The sequence below is a fragment of the Cytobacillus oceanisediminis 2691 genome, assembly GCF_007678455.1.
Classification (GTDB): domain Bacteria; phylum Bacillota; class Bacilli; order Bacillales; family Cytobacillaceae; genus Mesobacillus; species Mesobacillus oceanisediminis_A.
In genome coordinates, this window is record NZ_VEEP01000001.1 from 293,718 (window position 1) to 315,298 (window position 21,581).

Sequence of the window (21,581 nt, forward strand, 5' to 3'; positions counted from 1 at the left end):
TGAAATCGTCCAGAACCCCTAAGTAGACTTGTTCATAAGCTACCATATGGACTCTAAATGAAGGGGTTGTCATCATGGAGGAAAAACAAAAGAAGGATAGCAGCAATCCAAGCGAAGAAAGCCAAAATAGTAAAACAGCCTCAACCAGACGCGTACGCAGAAAACGCGGCTGTGGCTGCGGGAAAAAGAGAAAGAAAGCATAAATTCATCGTCTGCCAAACAACTGGCAGGCGATTTTTGTATTCAGGGAGTGAAAGCTGGGGGATATTAAAGTTGTTCTTACAATGATATGGAAATAAAACCCGAAATAAAAAATTCATAAATTAGGTTTTGGACGTGGAAAATAATTTTAACCAATCAGATGAATCATAGAAGGGGATTAAGGATGAATATAAAACAGACAATAAAAACAATCGCAGTACTGACGATGCTTGTAGTCGGTATTGCTGGATGTTCTTTTGGGAAGACATCCCCAGAGAGCAGGGCTTCCATGATCCAATCGGTCAATCCTGATCCGGGTGCGACTAATGATCTTGAGGAAAAGGATCTCGAGCTTGCTGAGAAGGTAAAAAAAGATATAGCTGGACTTGATGCGATTTTTGACGTCGCTGTGATTGCCGGGAAAAAAGATACACTGGTTGCTTACAAAGTAAAGCACATGAAGCGTTTCAACATGAAAGCGATTGAAAAAGAAATCAATAAGAAGCTGGAAAAAAATTATCCTGGTGAAAATTTCATTGTTTCAAGTGATTTCAAGATCTTTATTGAGGCGGTCGAGCTTCGTGAAAGAATGAAAGATCCTGCCTATCCTGATAAGAAAGCAGAAAAAGAATTGCAGCGGATAATTTCATTGAAAAAAGAAATGACTTAAGAAAGGATGGGTGAGATGGGGGACAAAAAGAAGCAAAAGATGACTCCAGAACAGCAGCAATATCAGCAGCTTGAACAAAAGCACGAGCTCAAGCGGCCAGTATTGAAGAATTGCATAAAGGCTTTTTTGGTTGGCGGTCTGATCTGCACTATTGGACAAGCGATCACTTATTTTTATATATATTTCTTTGATTTTACCGAACAGACAGCCGGGAACCCGACGGTAGCCACGATGATATTCCTTTCGATGCTGTTGACCGGGTTTGGGGTTTATGACCATATCGGCCAATTTGCCGGGGCAGGCAGTGCTGTTCCGGTGACTGGATTTGGGAACTCGGTGATATCGGCAGCGATTGAACACCGAACAGAGGGCTTTGTCCTTGGTGTTGGGGGAAATATGTTCAAGCTGGCAGGAAGCGTCATATTGTTTGGCGTATTTGCAGCATTTGTCGTTGCACTGATCAAGACTTTATTGACAATGATGGGGGTGCTTTAAATGTTGATTGGAACGCAGTCATGGCAATTCAACAATAGCCCGGTCATTGAATCATGGGGGTCATCTGGAGGTCCCTTTGAGTCGGAAGGGAAGCTTGCAGCGGATTTCGATGTCCTTCATGACGATCTATGGATGGGGGAAGAATCCTATGAGAAAGCTCATCGAGTTTTGCTTGAAGAGGCCATCAATTCGGCATTGCAAAAAGGGGAATTCCAAAAAGAAGATATGCAATTCATGCTGGCTGGTGATTTGATTAACCAAATCACGCCTACCAGCTTTGCTGCAAGGACGATGGCAATCCCATATTTCGGACTTTTTGGCGCATGCTCTACCTCAATGGAGGGTCTAGCGCTTGCATCCTTTATCATCAACTATCAGGGAGCAAAAAAGGTGGTAACTGGCGCGTCCAGCCACAACTCAGCGGCGGAAAAGCAATTCAGATACCCAACAGAATATGGCGGGCAAAAGCCTCCTACCGCACAGTGGACAGTCACAGGAGCAGGAGCGGCAGTGCTGACAGATAACTCAGATAAGCGGGGGAAAATCGTCACAACGTCAGCCACCATTGGGAAGGTGGTCGATATGGGGATATCCGATCCGTTTAATATGGGGGGAGCGATGGCGCCAGCAGCTGCAGATACGATCATCGCCCATTTCAAGGATTTGAATCGTCAGCCGTCCTATTATGATTTAATCGTAACAGGAGATCTCGGAAGGATTGGCCAGGCTACTACATATGACCTATTGCAGCAGGCCGGCCTTGAAATTACGAGAGAGCAGTTTCAGGATTGCGGACTGTTGATCTATAAAGAGGATCAGCCAGTTCAGTCTGGCGGCAGCGGTGCTGGTTGTTCGGCTTCGGTCTTGTATGGCCACTTATTGAATCAGATGAAAAATGGCATCTATAGGAAGATACTTGTTGTAGCGACAGGTGCATTGCTTTCGCCGCTTTCATTCCAACAGAAGGAAACCATACCTTGTATTGCACACGCTGTTGCGATTGAAATGAAATAGAAAGGAGGAATCGTAAATGCTGCCAATGTTTTTCTGGGCTTTTGTTGTTGGAGGTTTGATTTGTGTATTTGGCCAGCTGCTGTTCGATATAGCAAAATTGACACCGGGCCATACGATGAGTTTGCTTGTAGTGATTGGAGCGATACTTGATGGCTTTGGTCTTTATGAGCCTCTAATCGACTTTGCAGGCGCCGGTGCAACAATTCCAATCACCAGCTTTGGAAACTCGCTGGTCCACGGTGCGTTACAGGAGGCCGAGCAGCATGGGCTGGTAGGTGTTTTGACCGGGATGTTCGAAATTACAAGTTCTGGTATATCAGCTGCTGTCATTTTCGGTTTCATCGGGGCACTGATTTTTAAACCTAAAGGCTGATTCTATAAGGGATGATCTAATGCCGGATATCTTTGGTACAATCATACGTTCCATATTGTTGATCATTGGTTTATTCGTAATTACAAAGCTTCTTGGCAAAAAGCAGTTATCAAGCCTGTCATTTTTTGAATATATCGTTGGAATTACTGTTGGTGATATTGCTGGAACATTGTCAATGGATCCAGATTTGAGTCTTAGGGACGGAATTGCCAGCCTGATTATCTGGTCATTCGTCCCGTTCGCCATTTCATTGATTTCCTTAAGAAGCAGGGCGTTTCGCAGAGTCGTCGAGGGAAAGTCAACAACATTTATTGAACATGGCAACATCATTGAAAAAAATATGCGTAACGAAAAATACAGTCTTGATGAACTCCTTGAGCAGCTCCGCAAAAAAAGTGTTTTCAAGGTGGCGGATGTTGAATTTGCATCGCTTGATTCAAACGGAGAACTGAGTGTTCTTTTGAAAAAGGAAAAACAGCCTTTGAAGTATGAGGACATCAGTCACATGACAGAGGATGACAATGTTCCGGTCACCTTGATCATGGATGGGGAAATAATTAAGGAAAATCTTGAAAAGGCAAAATTGGATAAAAAACAGGCTGTAAAACTTATTAAAGATAAAGGCTATGAACAAGACAATGTATTTTATGCAGAAATCGACACAAACGGAGATATTAATATCGATCTTTATGATGAGTATTTAAGATCCCACTTTCCGGACTTTGACCAAATTTAATCCAGTTCTTTAAAATTGGGTAGGGGCTCGCCCATACATATCCCAATCACCTCTCATATAGTGTTATTGAGTAATCAAAAGTGAGGTGAAGAAGAATGGGCTACGGTTTTGGCGGCTTTTGCGGCGGTGGCTACGGCTATGGCTATGGCGGTGGATACTATGGTTCTACATTCGTTTTAATCGTCGTATTGTTCATTTTGTTGATTATTGTAGGAGCAAGTTTCTACAACTAATTGAAAACACTGGCGAAAGCTGTTCCGCGTCGGAGCAGCTTTTGCTGCATCATGAAGGAATAATAAATCATCCAGGCATTGTCTTTCACCATTTTCGCCTAGCTTCATACTATAGAGTAGTTAAAGAAGGAGGCGTGATTTATATGGATAATAATTTTTTCAAGAATATAGAAAAAAAGACTGGCGTCAATATGAAAGATGTATTTGAGCTGGCTAATTCATTACAAAATGCGAACTTTAAAGATGAGAAAACTGTAAGAGGGGTAATCCGCCGTGTTTCCCAATTGGCCAATAAGCCAGTTAACAAAGAAATGGAAGACAAGATTGTTGAATCGATCGTAAAGGATGGAAAGCAGCTTGATTTCAGCCAGATTTCCAAAATGATCAACAAGAAATAGTCACATCTTGAATGCCAAATCAGGACCTGAGTTTTGTTACCCGGGTCCTGATTTGGCATTTTTATTTGAACATGATCACAAAGCAGTTAACCTTACGCATTTGCCTGATTACATAAAGTCCTGCTTCAAATTCTTCCCAGGAAACGGGAAGGGTTAGCTTTCCGGCCACGTCTCCGATGCGGGACTGAAATGAAAAGCCTTTTTTCTGCTCTTGTTACCGCTACATAAAGCAGGCGCCGTTCTTCTTCAAGTGGGTGGCGGTCTCCATTCCGGTAGGCATCCAAAGCATAGTCATGCGGAATGCTTCCGTCCACTGTACCAATTATATAGACATTCCCATATTCCAGACCCTTGGATCGGTGGATGGTACTCAGTGTTATGGCGTCAGATATTGTTTTGCTGGTCCGTTTGATTTCTGCATTCATAGCAATCATATGGTCAGCATGCTCAATGAACTCTGCAATAGATTTAAAGTTTCGGGCTGCTACTTTCAGGTCACGTACGTCATCAGAGCCTTTTTCCAGCTGATTGCCTTCATTGCCGCGCTTTTTAATGAAATCCTGATACCCCAGGTCCTTTTCAACAATATCAATGGCGGCAACAGGGGACAGGGATGAAAGTGAACTGACTACCGGGATCAGCCTCTTCAATTTTTGTTCCTGGAAGGTGAAGCCTGTTTTTACGTAGGTAAGGGCTTCAAGCATAGAACAATCATTCAGGATGCTATTCGCTTGTAAATCCCTAAAGGTCGACTGTTTCAAAAACAGCGATGGAAGGATATTCTTGATCGCATCCGAATCATCGGGATTCAAACTAAGCCGCAAAAAAGAGAGCATTCCTTTTACCATGAATCGCTCGTAGAAGGATTCAATGTCCTGGTCAAGCCGGAAAGGAAGGCTTGAATTCGCCAGCCTCTCGAATACCGCACGGCTCGCAGCATTGGTCCTGAACAAAATCGCAAAATCACCGGGACGTTCTCCTTGTTCAATCCGCTCTTTAATGTCTGTCAGGATCATCGTCGCTTCCTCTTCTTCGTCATAAGGGTGGAAGATGACTGGCGGGCACTCATCTGAATATTGGGCGCGCATTTCTTTTTCATGTCGGATCAGATTTGCTGAAATCAGTGTGTTAGCCGTTTCAACAATCTCGTGTGGCGAACGATAATTTTGGTTAAGGATGATCACTTCTGTATTATTAAAATCCGCCTTGAAGTTGATCAGGTAGGCAGGGTCGCTTCCGCGAAAAGAGTAGATTGACTGGTCATCATCGCCAACCGCGCAAACATTTCCGTGTTTACTCGAGAGCATTTTCACGAGTTCATACTGCACTTTATTAATATCCTGGAACTCATCGATCAATAGATATTGAAAACGATTCTGATAGATTTCGAGTATAGAAGGCTGATCTGAAAATAGCTTATAACATCCAATGAGCATGTCATCAAAATCAAATAACCTCTGCCTGTCCTTAGTTGATTCATAGTCTTTATAAAGCAATGCAACCTTCTCTTCCCATGGTGATTCCGGCTTCACTTCATTGGGCATGATCAAGGTGTTTTTCCATAAACCGATCTGCTGGAGAGCGAGGTCATAGGCAAACTCTTTTTCGTCCAGCTGAAGCTTTCTCCCTGCTTCCTTCAGGATTTGTTCCCGTTGCCATTCTTTTTTCATTAGCTTGTCTGATGACCATTTCTCACGTTCATGAAAACAAAGAATCCGGTAGAAAATGCTGTGGAACGTACCGGAAATCAGCCTATTGACTTTAGATGGTGACATATTCGGGTATTGGGAAATCCGTTTTTTCATCTCAGCGGCAGCCTTTGCCGTAAATGTAACAAGCATGATGGAACCTGGATCTATTTTCTGTTCTTCAAGCATGAAGGCGGTCCTGGCGGTAAGAACCCTCGTCTTTCCGCTTCCAGCTCCTGCCAAAATCAATAATGGGCCGTCTGTGGACACAACCGCTTTTTCCTGGTTTCCGTCAAAATGAATTCCGGCCTCTTTAAGCTGTTTTATGTAATCCAACTTGATTCCTGGGTTAACCGGCGGATGCGAGGTAAAGGGGGAGGTTACTTTCACTTCCCGTGGAAATATGAATTTATCTTCTTTCTCTGCCTCAGCTGTGATCGAACGCGATTTTGGTATTTTGAAACCATTTCGCTCTATATATTCCGTTTTTTCAAAAGGCGGAGACGAAGGTGTTGGCAAACTCTCTTCCTGACAATCATCTTTACTGGAAAGATGATGATAGAAATGGGGCTGTTCCTGAATGCCGAGGTAAAGACGGACAGGACCTCCGCATACTGTACAGGCAAGCATTCCTTTCTTTCCGTCGTCATAAAGCTTTTGATAGTCACTGCGATCATATTGGTTAAGGCTTATTATCTGCTGGTTATACTTAGCTGTTTTCATGTTTTCCCTCATCTCCGGCCAAAAAATAGCACAATCTTTATCATACCAGAATAGAATTTCTAACAAAAGATGTTATCCGCTGAGGAGAAGCAGCAAATCCAGGTTTATTAATGGTTTCAGGCAACGGAAAAAAGATTAAAAAATAGCAGTTTACTACGGTCATAAACAGGGAAAAGGAATAGAAGATTATAGTAAGAAATTTAATAATCGTAAAATTGGGGGATAACAAAAATGGGATACATTCTTCCAGTGACAAATTATCAATATATTCAATATGCTGAGCGGGAAATTGGATTGGATTATGACCCGTTTATGATTAATAGCGTTAATAGGATTCGAAAAGAAGACCCGGTGTTGAAGGGACAGGAACAATATGAGCAGGCAACAGCGCCTCTGCAGAAGCAGAAGGAGCAGCAGCCTGTGTCACGCATGCAGCTCGCAGCATCCGATTCAAGTTTCCCTCGCATGGACCGTGTTTATAAGAAAAAGGTAAATCCATTGGTTGTCAACCAGGCGTATGCTGAAATTACCGGTAAAGGAAGGCACTACAGCGAGTCGATTTGAACTGGCTGCAGTGCTTTTTTCTTTGCTGTTTTTCGCGGTGAATTTTGCTATTCAAACACTGGTCTCAAAGTTCCTTCAAATATCTTTCTGAAAAATTTAAGGCAATAGAGTGTGGAACCACCAAGGTACGAAATAGCCATACATACAAAACCCCCATTCAAATTTGAATGGGGGTTTTGACTCATATGGATTTTTTCATTGTCTTATGTGGGATACCGGCATCCATGAACTCCTCTGAAACCGTTTCATACCCAAGCCTGCTGTAAAAGGGGATGGCGTGTGTCTGTGCATTTAATTTCAAGGTTGAAATGCCCTGAGACTTTGCATATTCCTCGATTTTATTCATGACGGCGACACCAGCTCCGGTTTTGCGGTTTTCTTTTAGTACACAAATCCGCTCAACCTTGCCTACTCCATCCAGGACACGGAACCTGCCGGCCCCTGCTGCTTTTTTGTGATCATCATATAATACGAAGTGAACAGAGTCGGACTCGTATTGATCAATTTCTTCTTCTTCCGGAACGTTTTGTTCATGAATGAAAACGGTCTTGCGCACATCGAATGCGTCTGCTAATTCTTGATCGCTATTTACGATTTTTACTTCCACGATTATTTATTCCTTTCCAAGCCTGAATGTTTCATATACAGTCCATGAACCGTTGTCCAGCTGGTACAGCAAATGAATCCGATCGGCTGTATCTTCAAATTGGACCTTTGTCATCCCTAATGATCCATAGACATCCGAGTGCTCATCGTCGGACATTTTTTGACCGATGGTGATATGCGGTACAAAGTTATATTCCTGATTGCCTTCGAATGTTGAATTGAGTTCATTATGAAGTGAGTCTAACTCTTCAGGTGATTCGACTTTCAGGTATATCACGTTATTTACGGGTTTAAATGAACTAATCTTCTTGATGTTCAGTTTGACTGGTTTGAAATTCCTGGCAATTGAATCAATCTTATTGGCGATTTCCTTGATTTCTTCTTCTGTTGCTTCAAATGGAGATTTTAAAGTGATATGTGGCGGGATTAACGCATAATGTGGGTCATAACGCCTTCTCAACGAATTAGCATAATCCTGGATTTTCTTTGATGGAAAAATGACAATACCGAATTTCATCTGAATACCCCCGTTTCATAATATTGTTGCATTTCGTTCAGTTTAAAAAACTGAAAATTATGATTTACCATTCATTATAACAAATTTTTGATATATATAATATAAAGAAGCATAATCATGAAAACATTCTATTCATTGCCCGTTTAAGGTCGGGCTGCCAATAGGTCCATGTATGGTCTCCGCTGAATTCTTCGTAAAAATAGCCAAAGCCTTTTTCTTTAAAAATCTTTGAAAGATCCCTGTTTGGCGTCAGGAAATCTTTGTTTTTGGATGAGGTCGTCTTAACGGTTGTCTCCTGTTCGCCGACCGTGTGGTATATATTCAGCAATTCAGGCTGACTGAAGTTCTTAACCGCGGAAAATACTTCCTTATTCACATATGGTGATTGAAGCAGAACTTTTCCAAAAGTATGAGGATACTGGATAGCGGCAAGCAACGAAACTGTTGCTGCAAGCGAATCCCCGACCAAAGCGCGTCCCATGCCCATTTGGTATGTTGGATAACGTTCATCCAGGTAAGGGACAAGCTCATGAGCAAGAAAGCGGATATAGGCCTGGTGCTGCTCTCCTTTTGGATGGTATTTTCGGCGCCGGTCTTCGACGGAATCATATGGGATTCCAACGATGATGACGTTTTCAATTTCTTTTTTGGCAAGGAATTCATCCGCAATCCTGCCTATCCTCCCTAATTGGAAATAATCGCGGCCATCCTGTGCGATCAGCAAGGAGTATTTATACAGCGGGGAATAATTGGCAGGCAGGTAGACCAGCATTGTGATATCTTCACCCAGCTCCTTGCTTTGGAGTGTGATTTCTTCAATTTTGCCCATAGGATAATCCATATATTTACCTCCAAATCCTTCGATTTGCTATTTTACTTTTTACCGTCAAAACGATTTTAGCATATGTATTTTTAAAAAGCTTTTCAGGTAATGTATTATAAGCCGGCATGAAATTAGTAAGCAAGTAAGATGTTTGACAATTGTGTGAAGTCTTATGGTAGAATTATGGTGAACATTTATATATCAAAGGGGGAAATCTGATGAAAAAAAGAAAGTTTCTTTTATTCACTGCTCTTGTGCTAGTGCTTTCGATGGTGCTATCAGCTTGTGGCGGCGGCTCTGACGAAAAGGGTGGAGAAGGAAAATCACAAGAAAAACCTAAATTCATGAGCATCCTTACTGGCGGTACGGGTGGTACATACTTCCCGCTTGGCGGAGCTTTCGCCAAGATTGTGTCTGATGCAACGGGTATCGATACAAATGCGGAAACAACAGGAGCATCTGCTGAAAACATGCAGAGCATTAAGGATGGAAAAGGTGAAATCGCCTTCACTCAAACAGATATCGCTTCTTATGCAACTGAAGGAAAGCTGATGTTTGATGGAAACAAAATCGATAATATTAAAGCGATCGGTACTCTTTATCCTGAAACAATCCAAATCGTTACAACTGAAAAATCAGGCATCAAATCCGTTGGAGACCTGAAAGGTAAAAAGGTATCGATAGGTGCACCAGGGTCTGGAACTGCAGCGAATGCAGAACAAATCCTTGAGGCTTATGGAATGTCAGTTGATGATATCAAGAAGCAGGATTTAAGCTTTGATGAATCAGTAAATGGCATTAAAGACGGAAATATCGATGCTGCATTCGTTACGGCGGGACATCCGACTGCAGCTGTTGAAGAGCTTTCTGCGACAGAAAAAGTTGTAATCGTTCCTATTGAGGCTGATAAGGCTGATAAACTAATTGAAAAGTATCCATACTACGCAAAAGAAGTAGTACCTTCAGGAACTTATAAGTTGGGTTCCGATGTGCCAACTGTTGCTGTTCTGGCAATGCTGGTAGTAAAGTCTGATCTTTCAGATGAAGTTGTTTACGATATCACTAAATCAATTTTTGAAAACCTTGACCAGGTACAACATGCAAAAGCTAAGCAAATTAAGCTTGAAAATGCTTTGAATGGTGTAGGTATTGACGTACACCCAGGAGCACAGAAGTATTTTGATGAAAAAGGAATCAAAGCTGCTGAGTAATATTCAAAACCCGACCGGACAAAATCCTTTTGTGGATTTTGCCCGGTCAATAAATATTTCTGGACTGCATTTGTACTCCGGAGGTTCCACTAAAGAACAGACCGAACTCTATTCCGGTCTTTTTTTACTGAATATTTATCAAACCTCTTTGAGCGATATCAGACAGGCGAGGAATGGATAATGAAATCAATAAAATTCAATAAAAAGATCTTCGTTCTGTTGCTCCTCATTATGTTAATTTTAATTATCTCAATCAATATTCCATATAAACAAGCTCTTGTTTTTCTTCAACCTGAAGAAGAAGATATACTATGCTATGTACCTATTGCACAAGGGGACAAGTTTAAGATAAAGTATACACATTCCATCCATTTGTCCGATGTAATTGAAAGCTATAAAATTACCGAACAAAATGAGATTCAGCAATACGAATTGGAGTATGAAGATTTTGCCATTGGTATGCCATCAGAAATTGCAGAAGGGGAACATTTTGAAATGCAGGATGGCAAGTACCGTATAAAGAATATGGAAAGAAGGTTTAAGCACTTCGACCTGCGAGTCGGCAAGGTGAGGGCTAATCACACGTTTATGCAAGGTAAAGTCTCCTTTCCACTTTCCAAGGCAATTGAACCAGGAACGAGAGTAAGGATACAAGTAATGAAAATTAATGTTATTCAGCAAATGAAAGGAGTGAATATCCTTGAGCATGAAGAATGAAACTTTATCTGAACAGGAACAGCAGGAGCTGCTGGAAAAATACGATCCTGAAGCTGCCTCAAGGAAATTAAATGGAATTATGGGCATGATTGCATTCATTATGCTGCTGTCATTCTCACTATTCCAGTTGTACACATCCATCTTTGGGGTTTTGACGGCACAGTTGCAGAGGTCCATCCATTTGGGGTTTGCGCTTGCACTGATTTTTATTTTATTTCCTGCACGCAAAAAAGACCGTGTACATAATAAAGTCGCATGGTACGATATTTTACTGGCGATTATCGCAATAGCTGTAGGTGCCTATTGGCCATTAATGATTGATGAACTGGTAAACAGGGTTGGGCGTCTTACTCCGGTTGATTTTTACATTGGTCTTGCTGCTGTTTTACTCGTCCTCGAAGCGACCAGGAGAACGGTAGGACTGCCGATTACGGTTATTGCGGTTCTGTTTTTGGGTTATGCATTGTATGGTCCATATATGCCGGGTTTCCTCGCACACAGAGGACTTGAACTTGACAGCTTGATCCAGACAATGTTCTTCACAACTGAAGGTATCTTAGGAACACCATTAGGGGTTTCTTCTACGTTTATCTTCTTATTCTTGTTATTTGGCGCGTTTCTAGTGAAAACAGGCGTTGGCCAATATTTTAACGATCTTGCTGTTTCTATCGCTGGAAAAAGAGTTGGTGGTCCGGCAAAGGTAGCGATTTTTTCTAGTGCATTGCAAGGAACAATCAGCGGCAGTTCCGTGGCTAACGTAGTCACGTCAGGCTCATTTACGATTCCTATGATGAAAAAGCTCGGATATCGTAAAGAATTTGCTGGAGCAGTAGAAGCAGCTGCTTCTACCGGTGGCCAGCTTATGCCGCCTATCATGGGTGCAGCTGCTTTCTTGATGGTGGAATTCATTGGCGGCGGCATCACATACTGGGATATCGCTAAGGCTGCAGCCATTCCAGCGCTGCTTTATTTTACCGGGATTTGGATCATGACACATTTTGAAGCAAAACGGGTCGGCCTGCGCGGATTGAAGGATGAAGAAATGCCTGACCGCAAAGAAGTTCTGGCTAAAATCTATTTGCTATTGCCAATATTGGCTGTAATTGTCCTGATGGTAAGCGGAATGAGTGTTATGAGAGCCGCTCTATGGAGTATTGTTATTACTGTGGTGGTTAGTGCGATAAAGAAAGAAACCCGGATTGGTTTCAGAGATGTAATTGATGCGCTTGTCGATGGGGCACGCACGGCGTTAGGTGTTGCGGCTGCAACTGCTGCTGCTGGTATTATCGTAGGGGTTGTAACCAAAACCGGCCTTGGCCTGAAGCTAGCCAATGGATTGTTGGATCTTGCCGGAGGACATTTACTCCTCACCCTGGCGTTTACAATGGTTGCATCCCTGGTATTAGGAATGGGGTCACCGACAACAGCAAACTATGTCATTACGTCAACCATTGCAGCACCGGCCATCATTTTGCTGGGAGTACCTGATTTATCTGCACATTTATTTGTATTCTATTTCGGGATCATCGCTGATATTACACCTCCAGTAGCGCTGGCGGCATTTGCGGCAGCTGGTGTATCAGGCGGTGAACCAATAAAAACAGGGGTTAACTCAGCAAAGCTGGCAATAGCAGCGTTCATCATCCCTTATATGTTCGTATTGTCTCCAGAATTACTAATGATTGATACAACATGGTATTACCTTATCTGGGTGGTGTTTACGGCACTTGCCGGCATGATGCTGATTGGTGCAGGTATTATTGGTTTCTGGCTGAGGAAATTGTTCTGGTACGAGAGAATAATTGGAGTTGTAAGCGGCTTAATGCTGATTTATCCTGAAAAAATTACTGATATAATCGGACTTGGTTCCTTTGTTCTACTCATTGCATTGCAAATTCTGATCAAGAGACACAATACACCTGAGCCAAATACAGTTAGTTAATTTTTAGAAGTCCTCATTCCGGGGGCTTCTTTTTTAACTGGTTTTAAGAAAGTGCCGTTTTTCTGGCATGATGGATAGGATGTTTTCAACCTTGAATAAACGTTCATCGTTTCTAAGGAAACAAAATGCTTTAAAGTAATCCCCACTGATCTCTTTTACAATAATCCTACGCTGTGTAATCTGGTTATCGACTGCAAAATAAATCATTTCAACAGGCTGGTTTTCTTTTAGTGATTTTTCCAAAAGGAAATTCATGTGATTCACTCCTTTTCTTTTATAATTATATTATACCCGAACATTCGTTCTTTATTCAATTATTTCAGAACAAATGTTCGTTGTTTTGGCGGATGGGTAGTGGTATAATCTGGAATGGAGGTGTTATGGATGGAGAGCGAAATGCTTAGGATTTTTGATCAACATGGGACCTGCCTGGGAACAGCACCGAGGTCCCGTGTACATAAAGCTGGCCACTGGCATGAGACATTCCATTGCTGGTTTGCAGAGCGGATAAACGGAGATGACTTTCTTTATTTTCAAGTTCGCAGTTCCGCTAAGAAAGATTATTCCGGTTTGCTGGATATCACTGCAGCGGGGCATATTCTGGCTAATGAAAGCCCTCTTGATGGCTTGAGGGAAGTAAAGGAAGAACTCGGAATCGACGTGACTGTTGAAGATTTACAATCTTTAGGTACCATCAAAGATTCACTGATCAGTCCAGAATTCATTGACCGAGAGCTATGCCATGTTTTCTTGTACAAGGAACATCAGCCTTTTGAAAAATTCCAGCTGCAAAAGGATGAGGTCTCAGGGATCATGGTGGCAAGCATGACCGATTTTGAAGATCTATGGTTTGCTAAATCCAGTGAAATAAGGCTCAAAGGTTTCAAGGTAAGTGAGGAAGGCGAAAAGAAACCAAAAGAGATGCTGGCCTCCAAAAAGGATTTTGTGCCTCATGAAGATGAGTATATTAAAAGGGTCATCCAAAGTATAAGAAATTCATAATCCAGATAATTTTTATGGGGAAAAATTATTGACTTTATACTGAATCCAGTATATATTAATTAATGTCCTCATTAAATAGGACAACTTAGAACGATTCCTTAGCTCAGCTGGGAGAGCGCTACCTTGACAGGGTAGAGGTCGCTGGTTCGAACCCAGTAGGAATCATACTTTTGAAAAAGCCCCCATCTCTTATATAACAAGGGATGGAGGCTTTTTTGTTTTGCCAACACTTCTTTTACCAGACAAGCAGGCGGAATCAATCAGCCACTACTTTTTCAAAACTTATTGCCGTTTTCCCTTCAAAATGTTCAGTTAAGCTCAATGCCTAACTGAGCTTTTTTATTATTAGCTGCTGATAATATACCTTCTTCCTGCTTCCCGTTAATTTAGAGTGATAATTTCATTTAACTTAGAAAAAAATAAGGATTAGGAAAGGAGGGATAGCAAATGCCTGTGAAAAAGTTGGTTACAGGATTGATTTTGTTTGTAGCATTGTTCACGGTTGTGACAACAATAGGCTTACATAGTAGTTTTGCCGAAACTGGTGTTGCAACTAAACCAATGGAGAATGTTAATATGATTGAGGTAGAGTTGAATGATAATTACTTTAATCCAAAAGTTATCAGCATTCCAAACGGAATCACTACAACCTTGAAATTGAGAAACAAAGGGAAGAAAGAGCATACATTTACAGTGGAAAAGCTTGGGATTGACATCGAGCTCCAGCCAGGAAAAGAAAAAAACATTTCCGTGAAACCAGAACAGAAGGGTACTTATGAATTGATATGCCGGTATCACTTCCAGGAAGGTATGGTTGGGAAGGTAAATGTTAATTAAAAAGCAGTGCAAATAATGTATTGAGTACCCAAAAAGTTAGAGTGAAATCTAACTTTTTGGGTGTCTCATCAATGCTCCTTTTTATTTTCGAAACAATAAGAGTAGTTCCACTTCTAATAATGATAAATATAATGTACGGTACGGTGAGCCATATATCATTTAAGATGAGGTGGAAAGTTGTATTTTTTTAAGCCTATTTCTAATGAAGTGCGTTTATCTAAACTGATATTCAAAAAACGCAATAAAACGATGAAGCTCATTTTGGGGTCTTTTTTTGCCTGTATATCAGTTATGCTACAGGCAGCTGGAGGCTTTTTGCCAGGTATAGGATTATTTTTTAGTCCGCTCGCCACTGCACCTATTTTGTTATGTTCAATGTTTTCCATTCCACTTGGAGTAATGTCCTACTTTCTGACCATTATATTGTTATTTATTCTGCAGCCAAGTGAATTAATTGTATTCGCCTTTACAACAGGACTGTTGGGACTGGGCATAGGAGCAGCATTTTGGTTTTTTAGGAAGAGATTAAGCATTATTGCGGCAGGGACTATTTTTTTAATGCTGGGAATTATCATTTTGCTATTTATCTTCGACTTTCCCGTTTTAGGACCAGTCGTTTCAGGTTCCTTTTCATTTCTTACAACCGCGGGGATCCTTTTATTTGCTTTACTTTATAGCTGGTTATGGGTTGAAATTGCTTTAAACATTTTTAATAGACTAAAAAGGTTAATCATTTAGTGTCTCCTAAATCCACTCACTATTGCCTGGCAGATAAAGCCCTCAGAAATCAGATAGGCTCAAGATTCAAGGAATGATTTCAAAAATAGTACCCTTGTTAAAGTCAGTCACTTTCATCGAGCCATAAACCCCCAAATATAATCTGGTTTGGTCCAGATTCGCTCCCAAACTAACATAATAAGCAGATTCAGATCCGAAATTATAGTCAGTTTCAATAATACTATAATCATTTAGTTTACAGTCTGGCCTTACCTTAGAATAAGCTAATACTCCTTTAACTGAAGTTGCCGATTCATCCTTGCGGGCTAAATCGGTAAACAAAATGTTTCCCGTTAAAGCCGGTATCCCTTTCCCCATATATGGTTGGACTCCTGTAAGGGAAGTGCCGCCAAACTTATCTGGTCGTGGATCTTTATGATAATAACTAGTTAATGGCTGAATCCGCCTGACTGATGTTTCAATTGCTTCATCGTAATAAACAATGGTTTTCTTATCCGAATTCGAATTAGCAGAGCAGACATTCATAATTGAAGTAGGAAAAGCACCTTCCCAGCCACGCCAGCCAAAGTTAATATACATTTCCTGAGTGGTCCCGGAGTTCATGACAAGTTCAGGGACCGGTATCGGTCTATACTGAATGAATGAATAAATCGATTCTGTCAAATCCTGTCCGACATTCCCCACATATTTAATATAATGATTATAATTCCTTTGAAATGAAATCCCTGGTATATTGCGAACTCCTTTGGCAATTACCGTAAGTATTTGCTGAACTTGTGCAGGCAGTTCATTAAAACGACTGGCAACATGTGGATTATTGAAAGATGTATTTTTAACTACATCAATTTCAATTACTTTACCGGCGATTTCCATATCATCCTGACTCAAATTAAATGGATCATAGCCTAAACCGCCATCTCCTGTTGTTAAAACCAGTTTTCCTGTTTCAGGTGAAAAGTTTAAGCTATTGACACCATTATGATTAAAAAAGGGCCTTCTTAAGTTCAGCAATGTTCGTCTCTTTTGAGGCTGTCCATTCATTTGGAGAATCCATTCTTCTACTGTATCAATATGATCAAATTGAACTTCTCTATTATCCCATTTTCGATTTAGGGTGTTTGGGTCACAGGGGTCAGGCATAGAAGTTTCAGGAAGTGCACCTGGACCTTGTGTTCCAGCTACTGAATAATGAAGATAGAATAGACCGTTGTAATAAAACTGAGGGTGAAACGCAAGCCCTAATAATCCCCGCTCATCATATCCGCCACCTTGATCACCAAGTTTAAGGACTTGCGGTCGAATATCTAAAAAAGTTTTAATGTCTCCGTTACCTATATAAAAAATTTCTCCTATTTGGGTTGCAATAAATAATCTTTCAATTGAGTCTCCCGGTAAAATGGCTGTTTTCATAATGGTGGGTAAATTGATCTTGCTTACTACAGGGCGTAAACTTACCTTAACTTTTTCCAATTAAATATTCACCTCGGCTTATTGTTTTCTTTTATAAGAATATGGTCAGGAATCCTCTAACAGTACCTGATTAGGGTCATGGATCAGGTGAAGCCTTTTCTCAGCTATAAAGCAGCAGAACCAGGTAAGTTAGCACATATGAGAAAAGCTTTTCCACATTCCATTTCATTATTTATAAATGCAGGCGGCCTATATAAGCTTTCCTGTGAGTGAATTGAGTGTGAAACAATATGAACGAGAAATAAGAAACAATTCATCAGCATTTTCGATTTTCTCCGCAAAGCTGTGATGAATGACTTATACTGCTTTTTAGTTTTTAAAAATTTATCATTTCCCCTGAATGAATCAGTAATCAAAGGAAACCATTAAATTAGTACATTTTTTTGGAGGGAAACGATGAAAACTTCTGATTTGCTTGTTCAATGTTTGGAAACGGAAGGAGTGAAGTACGTTTTTGGGATATTCGGCAAGGAAGTATTAGATCTAGCAGACTCGTTGTCCAGATCAACTTCGATCCAATATGTTCCTGTTCGCCACGAGCAAGGGGCAGCATTTATGGCGGATGTATATGGGAGGGTAGCGGGGAAACCTGGAGTTTGCCTGGCTACCCTGGGCCCTGGTGCCACAAATTTATTAACAGGAGTTGCAAGTGCCACATTGGATGGCTCACCTGTTGTAGCGATAACTGGACAAGCCGGCATGGAAAGACAGCATAAACAGTCTCATCAATTTATTGATGTAGAGAAAATCTTTGAACCAGCAACGAAATGGTCCGTTCAAATTAAACAGTCAGAAACGGTTCCAGAAATTATCCATAACGCTTTTTGGAGAGCAGCAAGTGAAAAGCCTGGAGCAGTGCTGGTAGAGTTACCAGAGAACCTGGCTTCAGAGGCGATTTCCAGAAAAGCAATGCCTAAAAGAGCTGCGCCAAGTGTCGTCCCTTCGATGGAGGAAATTGATGAAACAGAAGTAATTTTTAAACAGTGTCAAAAACCCTTTATCCTGATTGGGAACGGCGTAATTAGGCAAGGGGCTGGCGAAGCATTCCAAACCTTTGCTGAACTGCTTAGGGTACCAGTGGCAAACAGTTTTATGTCCAAAGGGGTCTTACCAAAAAATCATCCTCTTAACTACTTTACCTTTGGATTCAAAGACCATGATTTAGTACCAGAGGGAATAGCCGAGGCAGACTTACTGATTGTGATTGGTTTCGATCTGATTGAAAGCTTACCGAAAAACTGGAATAAAAACAAAGTTCCAGTTGTGCATATTCATTCTCAAGAAGCAGAGTATGATGAATATTATCCAGTTCGCAGTCAATTAATCGGTGATTTGAATCAAATTTTTAAGCTATTAAAAAATAGGGAAATAGTTTCTAAACAATGGGTCCCCGCCAACAGTCTTAAAGAGAGGATTTTGCAAGAAAGTCAAGTCTCCTGGAATGAAGAAACGATAAGTAAACAGCCACTAACGACCAGGAATATTCTCCATATAATCGAAAAGCACACTGACGAAAACACCATCGTATTATCTGATGTGGGTGAACACAAAATGAAAATAGCACGTCACTTCCAACCTGATAAGCCAGGACAATTAATCATTTCAAATGGACTTGCATCCATGGGAATTGCGTTGCCAGGATCTATAGGGGCAAAATTGGCTGCGCCAAATAAAAATGTAATATGTATAACAGGAGACGGAGGACTCCTGATGAACGTTGCGGAAATCGAAACAGCAAAAAGATTAGGGCTAGCTTTTGTGATCATTTGTCTGAATGATTCGATGCTTAAGATTGAAAAACAGATGATGGAAAAGCAGTTTGGCCACAGTTATGGTGTAAATTTCAGCAATCCGGATTTTGTTCAACTTGCAGGGAGCTTTGGGATCAAGGGTGTTAGGGTGAATAACCTTATTGAGCTTGACAACCTTCTTGCACATGAAATCTCATCACAGGAAGGAATTGTATTGATCGATGTCCCAATCAGTGAGTGAAGCATTCAGGCTTTTTAAGAATACAGTATGGGCTTAATCCAAAAGCTATTAAGTATACCTGATTGAAGACAATAGCACATTTACTTAATTTGTTTAACTTTTTGAAAATGATTTAATAACTTTTTGAAAGGATAGAGGCTCCGGTTCGAACCCACGGGGAACCATAATCAAAAAGCCTGTAACAGTAGTATTTTACAGGCTTTTGACTCTGCCTAATATGCATATTAGGCTGCAAGTGCCAATCGTTCATTACCGCAGGGAGGGATCATGGGTATAAGGAGGAGAAAGTTTCAGCTTTGGCTTTAGTCAGAATGGAGCCGGATTCTGGAAGTATTGGAATGTTCCAAATCCATCCATCCATGCTTGGTCCGCTTGCCCATCTTCCTGCAGCACTTTCGTCCCCTTCTGAAAGGTTGAATAATACATAAGATACTTTCTATTTTTCAAGATGTTTCGGGAAAGTGCTCGGCACTGCCACGTTTTCTTTGCTTCCATCCAGTTCCTTAATGGCTGCAATCCTCTGATTTTGATGGATGGTGTCCCTTGCCAGCAGCAGGAAAGCATATCCCTGACCACAGGATCGGTTGTTACTTTATATAACCGGGCAGCATGCAGCCTCCATTGTGACTCAGCGTTCAGATTTGTCTCAAGGAAGATGCATCTCATGCTGTTGCTCTGGTGAATGCTGAAGATCTTGAATCCATTGTTCTTCTAAGAGATTTCCAGATAAAAGGTAAAGAGTAAGTAAAATAAAAACGATTGCTGGTTTAATAAGATCCTTTAATGATTTGATTACTGAAGAATGGTTCATGAGAACCTTAAAAAGGAATAGCGATGATAGTGAAAACGCTAAAAAAATATTTATGAAGACGAATGATTTTTCAGGCGGAAGCATTTCACCAAGCATAGCCCCCATCATCCCCCCCATTATACCGGACATAAGCCCTTCAATTGATGTGACCGTATTGTAAGACGCTCCCAAAATGCAGCTACTGACGCCTCCTATCAATATGGATAGGAGGGTTGAACTAAAAAGATCACCGCGATAGATCGCACCAAGCAGAATTCCGGAAGTTAACCCTGTATTCATTCCAAAATACATTGCAAACATCATCCCATTCATTCCAGACATAATGCCCCTGTGGTGAAGCAGCAATAGGATGGAAACCAATAAAAGAACAGTAAGAGATAAAAATATATAAGCAGTGAATATGATCATCATCAGTCCTCCTCTTCAACATCATATGAAAAGGCTGGACAGCCCATGCATCTATTGGTGGGGGGATAAGAATGGATATAATGATCTTCGAATGTCAATAGGGGGGAGACCCAAGTTTATGCCCTTGTATGAAGGGTAGAAACAAAATAGGGACAAAAAACAATTCGATTACAGGAGGGAATGTACATGGATAAAAATAAAGCTCCTAACAAAGGGTTGAATACTGAACAGAACAATGGGTTATCTGACACTCAGGAAGTCCTATACGCAAAGGATTTTACAAAAGCCGTTAAAGCGGAAAATAAGTACAGAGAAGAAAACACAAATAAGGAAAAATATAAATAATCGGTCACTAAGTCCGGTTGTGAGCAGGAGGCATTCCATTTTATTGGAATGCCTCTTATTATATAGTGAATTAGCCTCTGAAAAGCACCTGCTTCCCGAGCAGGTGCTTTTTCTTGTTTATCCGGTTAATTTTGGCCATTTATTATGACGAATGACCTGATAAATGGACAGTCCATCACTGTAATTTTCGTTTCCATAATCGACTGGCACCAAAGAAAAGGTCGCAAGCCAGACAGAGAAATAGGAATAACGGACAAAAATCGTGTGAGGTTCAATTATGTTTTGTGAAATGAGCAGGTTTAACACAAGGACAGATCCGAGATTAAAAATGACTCCTCCGGCATGAACAAGAAAGTGAGTGAGCCGGTTATTCCATTTCAAATGTCCATATTCACAAAAGGCATCTAAAAAATACATGCTATTTAAGATGAACGGGCCTTTTTTAAAAATTTGTCTTCCTCTTCCAAGTGAAAAACTGAATTTGCCGCCAAACAGCCATGCAAAGAAGGAATGGCCTAATTCATGGACGAGTGAAACGACAGGATAAATAAATAAAAGGGCAAGTAGAAAACCTAAAAAATCCGAAAAGCCGAACATGAAGTCAGAACCTCCTTCTTAGTGCTTTGAATCGCCAATGTACAAGTTATACCCGGGCGATATGATCATAAACGAACCTGGGAACTGAAAAATATGGCATATCAACCTTATTATTGTCAGTGAATGGAAATATAAAACAATTCCGCCTATACCCCTTCGCCCGAGAAAGAATAGGATAATACTGAATAAAAAAACAGGAGGCGAAAATTATGTCCGGAAAAAAAGCAGGCAAGGAGATCCACGTTGATCATCTTACTATCCATGCGAATGATGTAAAGATCATCCGCGAACGGTCAAGAGAACACGATGAAGAAAGAAGACACCCCTTGGATTTTTTTGGTCCTAGAAGAAGGCGAGAACAGGAAATGGATGAAGAACATCATCGGAAAGATGAAAGCAGTTCTGATGAGGGAAATGAAGAAAGGCGCAGAGGTTTTAGGTGGTTTTAAGAAGTTTTATTTGGTCTTTCT

Annotated in this window: 26 protein-coding genes, 1 tRNA gene and 1 pseudogene; 19 read left to right on the forward strand and 9 right to left on the reverse strand. The window is 40.9% G+C overall.

Translation table 11 applies throughout. The features are described 5' to 3' along the window. Nucleotides 1–74 precede the first annotated feature (74 nt). From FS736_RS25040 to spoVIF, 8 genes are all read left to right on the forward strand, one after another. Nucleotides 75–203 (forward strand): hypothetical protein, encoded by a 129-nt coding sequence (locus FS736_RS25040; RefSeq protein WP_260983502.1) that lies wholly within the window; start codon nt 75–77, stop codon nt 201–203. A gap of 182 nt (nt 204–385) precedes the next feature. Then, on the forward strand, nt 386–871 hold the full coding sequence (locus FS736_RS01470; protein WP_186326630.1) for a YhcN/YlaJ family sporulation lipoprotein: 486 nt from the start codon (nt 386–388) through the stop codon (nt 869–871). Nucleotides 872–886: 15 nt separating this feature from the next. Continuing rightward, nucleotides 887–1,366, forward strand: coding sequence for a stage V sporulation protein AC (gene spoVAC, locus FS736_RS01475; protein WP_144474585.1), 480 nt, complete (start codon nt 887–889; stop codon nt 1,364–1,366). Next, on the forward strand, nt 1,367–2,380 hold the full coding sequence (spoVAD, locus tag FS736_RS01480; RefSeq protein ID WP_144474586.1) for a stage V sporulation protein AD: 1,014 nt from the start codon (nt 1,367–1,369) through the stop codon (nt 2,378–2,380). 16 nt (nt 2,381–2,396) lie between these two features. Further along, nucleotides 2,397–2,753, forward strand: a complete 357-nt coding sequence (gene spoVAE, locus FS736_RS01485; RefSeq protein WP_144474587.1) for a stage V sporulation protein AE — start codon at nt 2,397–2,399, stop codon at nt 2,751–2,753. Between the two features lie 19 nt (nt 2,754–2,772). After that, a complete protein-coding gene (locus FS736_RS01490; RefSeq protein ID WP_144474588.1) occupies nt 2,773–3,489 on the forward strand; it encodes a DUF421 domain-containing protein in 717 nt (238 codons plus the stop codon). Between the two features lie 95 nt (nt 3,490–3,584). Then, the gene (locus FS736_RS01495) at nt 3,585–3,722 is read left to right on the forward strand and encodes a YjcZ family sporulation protein (RefSeq protein ID WP_144474589.1); all 138 of its coding nucleotides are present in this window, start codon (nt 3,585–3,587) and stop codon (nt 3,720–3,722) included. A gap of 143 nt (nt 3,723–3,865) precedes the next feature. Continuing rightward, nucleotides 3,866–4,120: a sporulation-specific transcription regulator SpoVIF gene (spoVIF, locus tag FS736_RS01500; RefSeq protein ID WP_144474590.1), complete on the forward strand. Its 255-nt coding sequence runs from the start codon at nt 3,866–3,868 to the stop codon at nt 4,118–4,120. A gap of 125 nt (nt 4,121–4,245) precedes the next feature. Here the strand turns inward: spoVIF and FS736_RS01505 are convergent, their stop codons facing one another. Further along, nucleotides 4,246–6,531 carry an ATP-dependent helicase gene (locus FS736_RS01505; RefSeq protein ID WP_144474591.1) on the reverse strand — a complete coding sequence of 762 codons (2,286 nt, stop codon included), beginning with the start codon at nt 6,529–6,531 and terminating at the stop codon, nt 4,246–4,248. Between the two features lie 231 nt (nt 6,532–6,762). Between FS736_RS01505 and FS736_RS01510 the strand changes: the two genes are divergently transcribed. After that, nucleotides 6,763–7,095, forward strand: a complete 333-nt coding sequence (locus FS736_RS01510; RefSeq protein WP_144474592.1) for a hypothetical protein — start codon at nt 6,763–6,765, stop codon at nt 7,093–7,095. Nucleotides 7,096–7,276: 181 nt separating this feature from the next. On the opposite strand, the gene FS736_RS01515 is transcribed toward FS736_RS01510, so the two are convergent. The 3 genes from FS736_RS01515 to FS736_RS01525 all read right to left on the reverse strand — a co-directional run bounded on the left by FS736_RS01515 (nt 7,277) and on the right by FS736_RS01525 (nt 9,059). Next, nucleotides 7,277–7,702: a GNAT family N-acetyltransferase gene (locus FS736_RS01515; protein WP_144474593.1), complete on the reverse strand. Its 426-nt coding sequence runs from the start codon at nt 7,700–7,702 to the stop codon at nt 7,277–7,279. A gap of 6 nt (nt 7,703–7,708) precedes the next feature. Then, nucleotides 7,709–8,218, reverse strand: a complete 510-nt coding sequence (locus FS736_RS01520; protein ID WP_144474594.1) for a YjcG family protein — start codon at nt 8,216–8,218, stop codon at nt 7,709–7,711. A gap of 115 nt (nt 8,219–8,333) precedes the next feature. Then, the gene (locus tag FS736_RS01525; protein WP_144474595.1) at nt 8,334–9,059 is read right to left on the reverse strand and encodes an alpha/beta hydrolase; all 726 of its coding nucleotides are present in this window, start codon (nt 9,057–9,059) and stop codon (nt 8,334–8,336) included. Nucleotides 9,060–9,259: 200 nt separating this feature from the next. Between FS736_RS01525 and FS736_RS01530 the strand changes: the two genes are divergently transcribed. The 3 genes from FS736_RS01530 (at nt 9,260) to FS736_RS01540 (ending at nt 12,911) form a co-directional block, all read left to right on the forward strand. Then, entirely contained in the window at nt 9,260–10,252 is a 993-nt protein-coding gene (locus FS736_RS01530) for a TAXI family TRAP transporter solute-binding subunit (RefSeq protein WP_144474596.1), read from the forward strand. A 180-nt stretch (nt 10,253–10,432) separates the two neighbouring features. Further along, on the forward strand, nt 10,433–10,969 hold the full coding sequence (locus FS736_RS01535) for a DUF1850 domain-containing protein (protein ID WP_144474597.1): 537 nt from the start codon (nt 10,433–10,435) through the stop codon (nt 10,967–10,969). Beyond that, nucleotides 10,959–12,911, forward strand: a complete 1,953-nt coding sequence (locus FS736_RS01540; RefSeq protein ID WP_186326646.1) for a TRAP transporter permease — start codon at nt 10,959–10,961, stop codon at nt 12,909–12,911. Before FS736_RS01535 ends, FS736_RS01540 begins: the two co-directional genes overlap by 11 nt. A gap of 33 nt (nt 12,912–12,944) precedes the next feature. On the opposite strand, the gene FS736_RS01545 is transcribed toward FS736_RS01540, so the two are convergent. Beyond that, on the reverse strand, nt 12,945–13,166 hold the full coding sequence (locus tag FS736_RS01545; protein ID WP_144474599.1) for a WYL domain-containing protein: 222 nt from the start codon (nt 13,164–13,166) through the stop codon (nt 12,945–12,947). A gap of 129 nt (nt 13,167–13,295) precedes the next feature. Here FS736_RS01545 and FS736_RS01550 point away from each other — a divergent pair, with 129 nt between their 5' ends. The 4 genes from FS736_RS01550 (at nt 13,296) to FS736_RS01565 (ending at nt 15,488) form a co-directional block, all read left to right on the forward strand. Then, complete coding sequence (locus FS736_RS01550; RefSeq protein WP_144474600.1) at nt 13,296–13,913, forward strand: NUDIX hydrolase; 618 nt, start codon at nt 13,296–13,298, stop codon at nt 13,911–13,913. Nucleotides 13,914–14,005: 92 nt separating this feature from the next. After that, nucleotides 14,006–14,078, forward strand: a tRNA-Val gene (locus FS736_RS01555). Nucleotides 14,079–14,360: 282 nt separating this feature from the next. After that, nucleotides 14,361–14,750 carry a cupredoxin domain-containing protein gene (locus FS736_RS01560; RefSeq protein ID WP_144474601.1) on the forward strand — a complete coding sequence of 130 codons (390 nt, stop codon included), beginning with the start codon at nt 14,361–14,363 and terminating at the stop codon, nt 14,748–14,750. 177 nt (nt 14,751–14,927) lie between these two features. Then, nucleotides 14,928–15,488 carry a YybS family protein gene (locus FS736_RS01565; protein WP_144474602.1) on the forward strand — a complete coding sequence of 187 codons (561 nt, stop codon included), beginning with the start codon at nt 14,928–14,930 and terminating at the stop codon, nt 15,486–15,488. 66 nt (nt 15,489–15,554) lie between these two features. Here FS736_RS01565 and FS736_RS01570 read toward each other — a convergent pair whose 3' ends face one another. Further along, nucleotides 15,555–16,958: a PQQ-dependent sugar dehydrogenase gene (locus FS736_RS01570; RefSeq protein WP_144474603.1), complete on the reverse strand. Its 1,404-nt coding sequence runs from the start codon at nt 16,956–16,958 to the stop codon at nt 15,555–15,557. Nucleotides 16,959–17,354: 396 nt separating this feature from the next. Here FS736_RS01570 and FS736_RS01575 point away from each other — a divergent pair, with 396 nt between their 5' ends. Further along, complete coding sequence (locus tag FS736_RS01575; protein ID WP_144474604.1) at nt 17,355–18,950, forward strand: acetolactate synthase large subunit; 1,596 nt, start codon at nt 17,355–17,357, stop codon at nt 18,948–18,950. Nucleotides 18,951–19,259: 309 nt separating this feature from the next. On the opposite strand, the pseudogene FS736_RS01580 reads toward FS736_RS01575, so the two are convergent. Together FS736_RS01580 and FS736_RS01585 are read right to left on the reverse strand one after the other, a co-directional pair. Continuing rightward, nucleotides 19,260–19,592, reverse strand: a pseudogene (locus tag FS736_RS01580) (manganese catalase family protein); the annotation flags it as partial. Between the two features lie 4 nt (nt 19,593–19,596). Then, on the reverse strand, nt 19,597–20,073 hold the full coding sequence (locus tag FS736_RS01585) for a hypothetical protein (protein ID WP_186326631.1): 477 nt from the start codon (nt 20,071–20,073) through the stop codon (nt 19,597–19,599). A gap of 282 nt (nt 20,074–20,355) precedes the next feature. Between FS736_RS01585 and FS736_RS01590 the strand changes: the two genes are divergently transcribed. Then, a complete protein-coding gene (locus FS736_RS01590) occupies nt 20,356–20,514 on the forward strand; it encodes a YfhE family protein (RefSeq protein WP_144474606.1) in 159 nt (52 codons plus the stop codon). A 117-nt stretch (nt 20,515–20,631) separates the two neighbouring features. Here FS736_RS01590 and FS736_RS01595 read toward each other — a convergent pair whose 3' ends face one another. Next, complete coding sequence (locus FS736_RS01595; protein WP_144474607.1) at nt 20,632–21,111, reverse strand: hypothetical protein; 480 nt, start codon at nt 21,109–21,111, stop codon at nt 20,632–20,634. A 209-nt stretch (nt 21,112–21,320) separates the two neighbouring features. On the opposite strand from FS736_RS01595, the gene FS736_RS01600 reads away from it, so the two are divergent. After that, on the forward strand, nt 21,321–21,560 hold the full coding sequence (locus FS736_RS01600; RefSeq protein WP_144474608.1) for a hypothetical protein: 240 nt from the start codon (nt 21,321–21,323) through the stop codon (nt 21,558–21,560). Nucleotides 21,561–21,581: the final 21 nt, after the last annotated feature.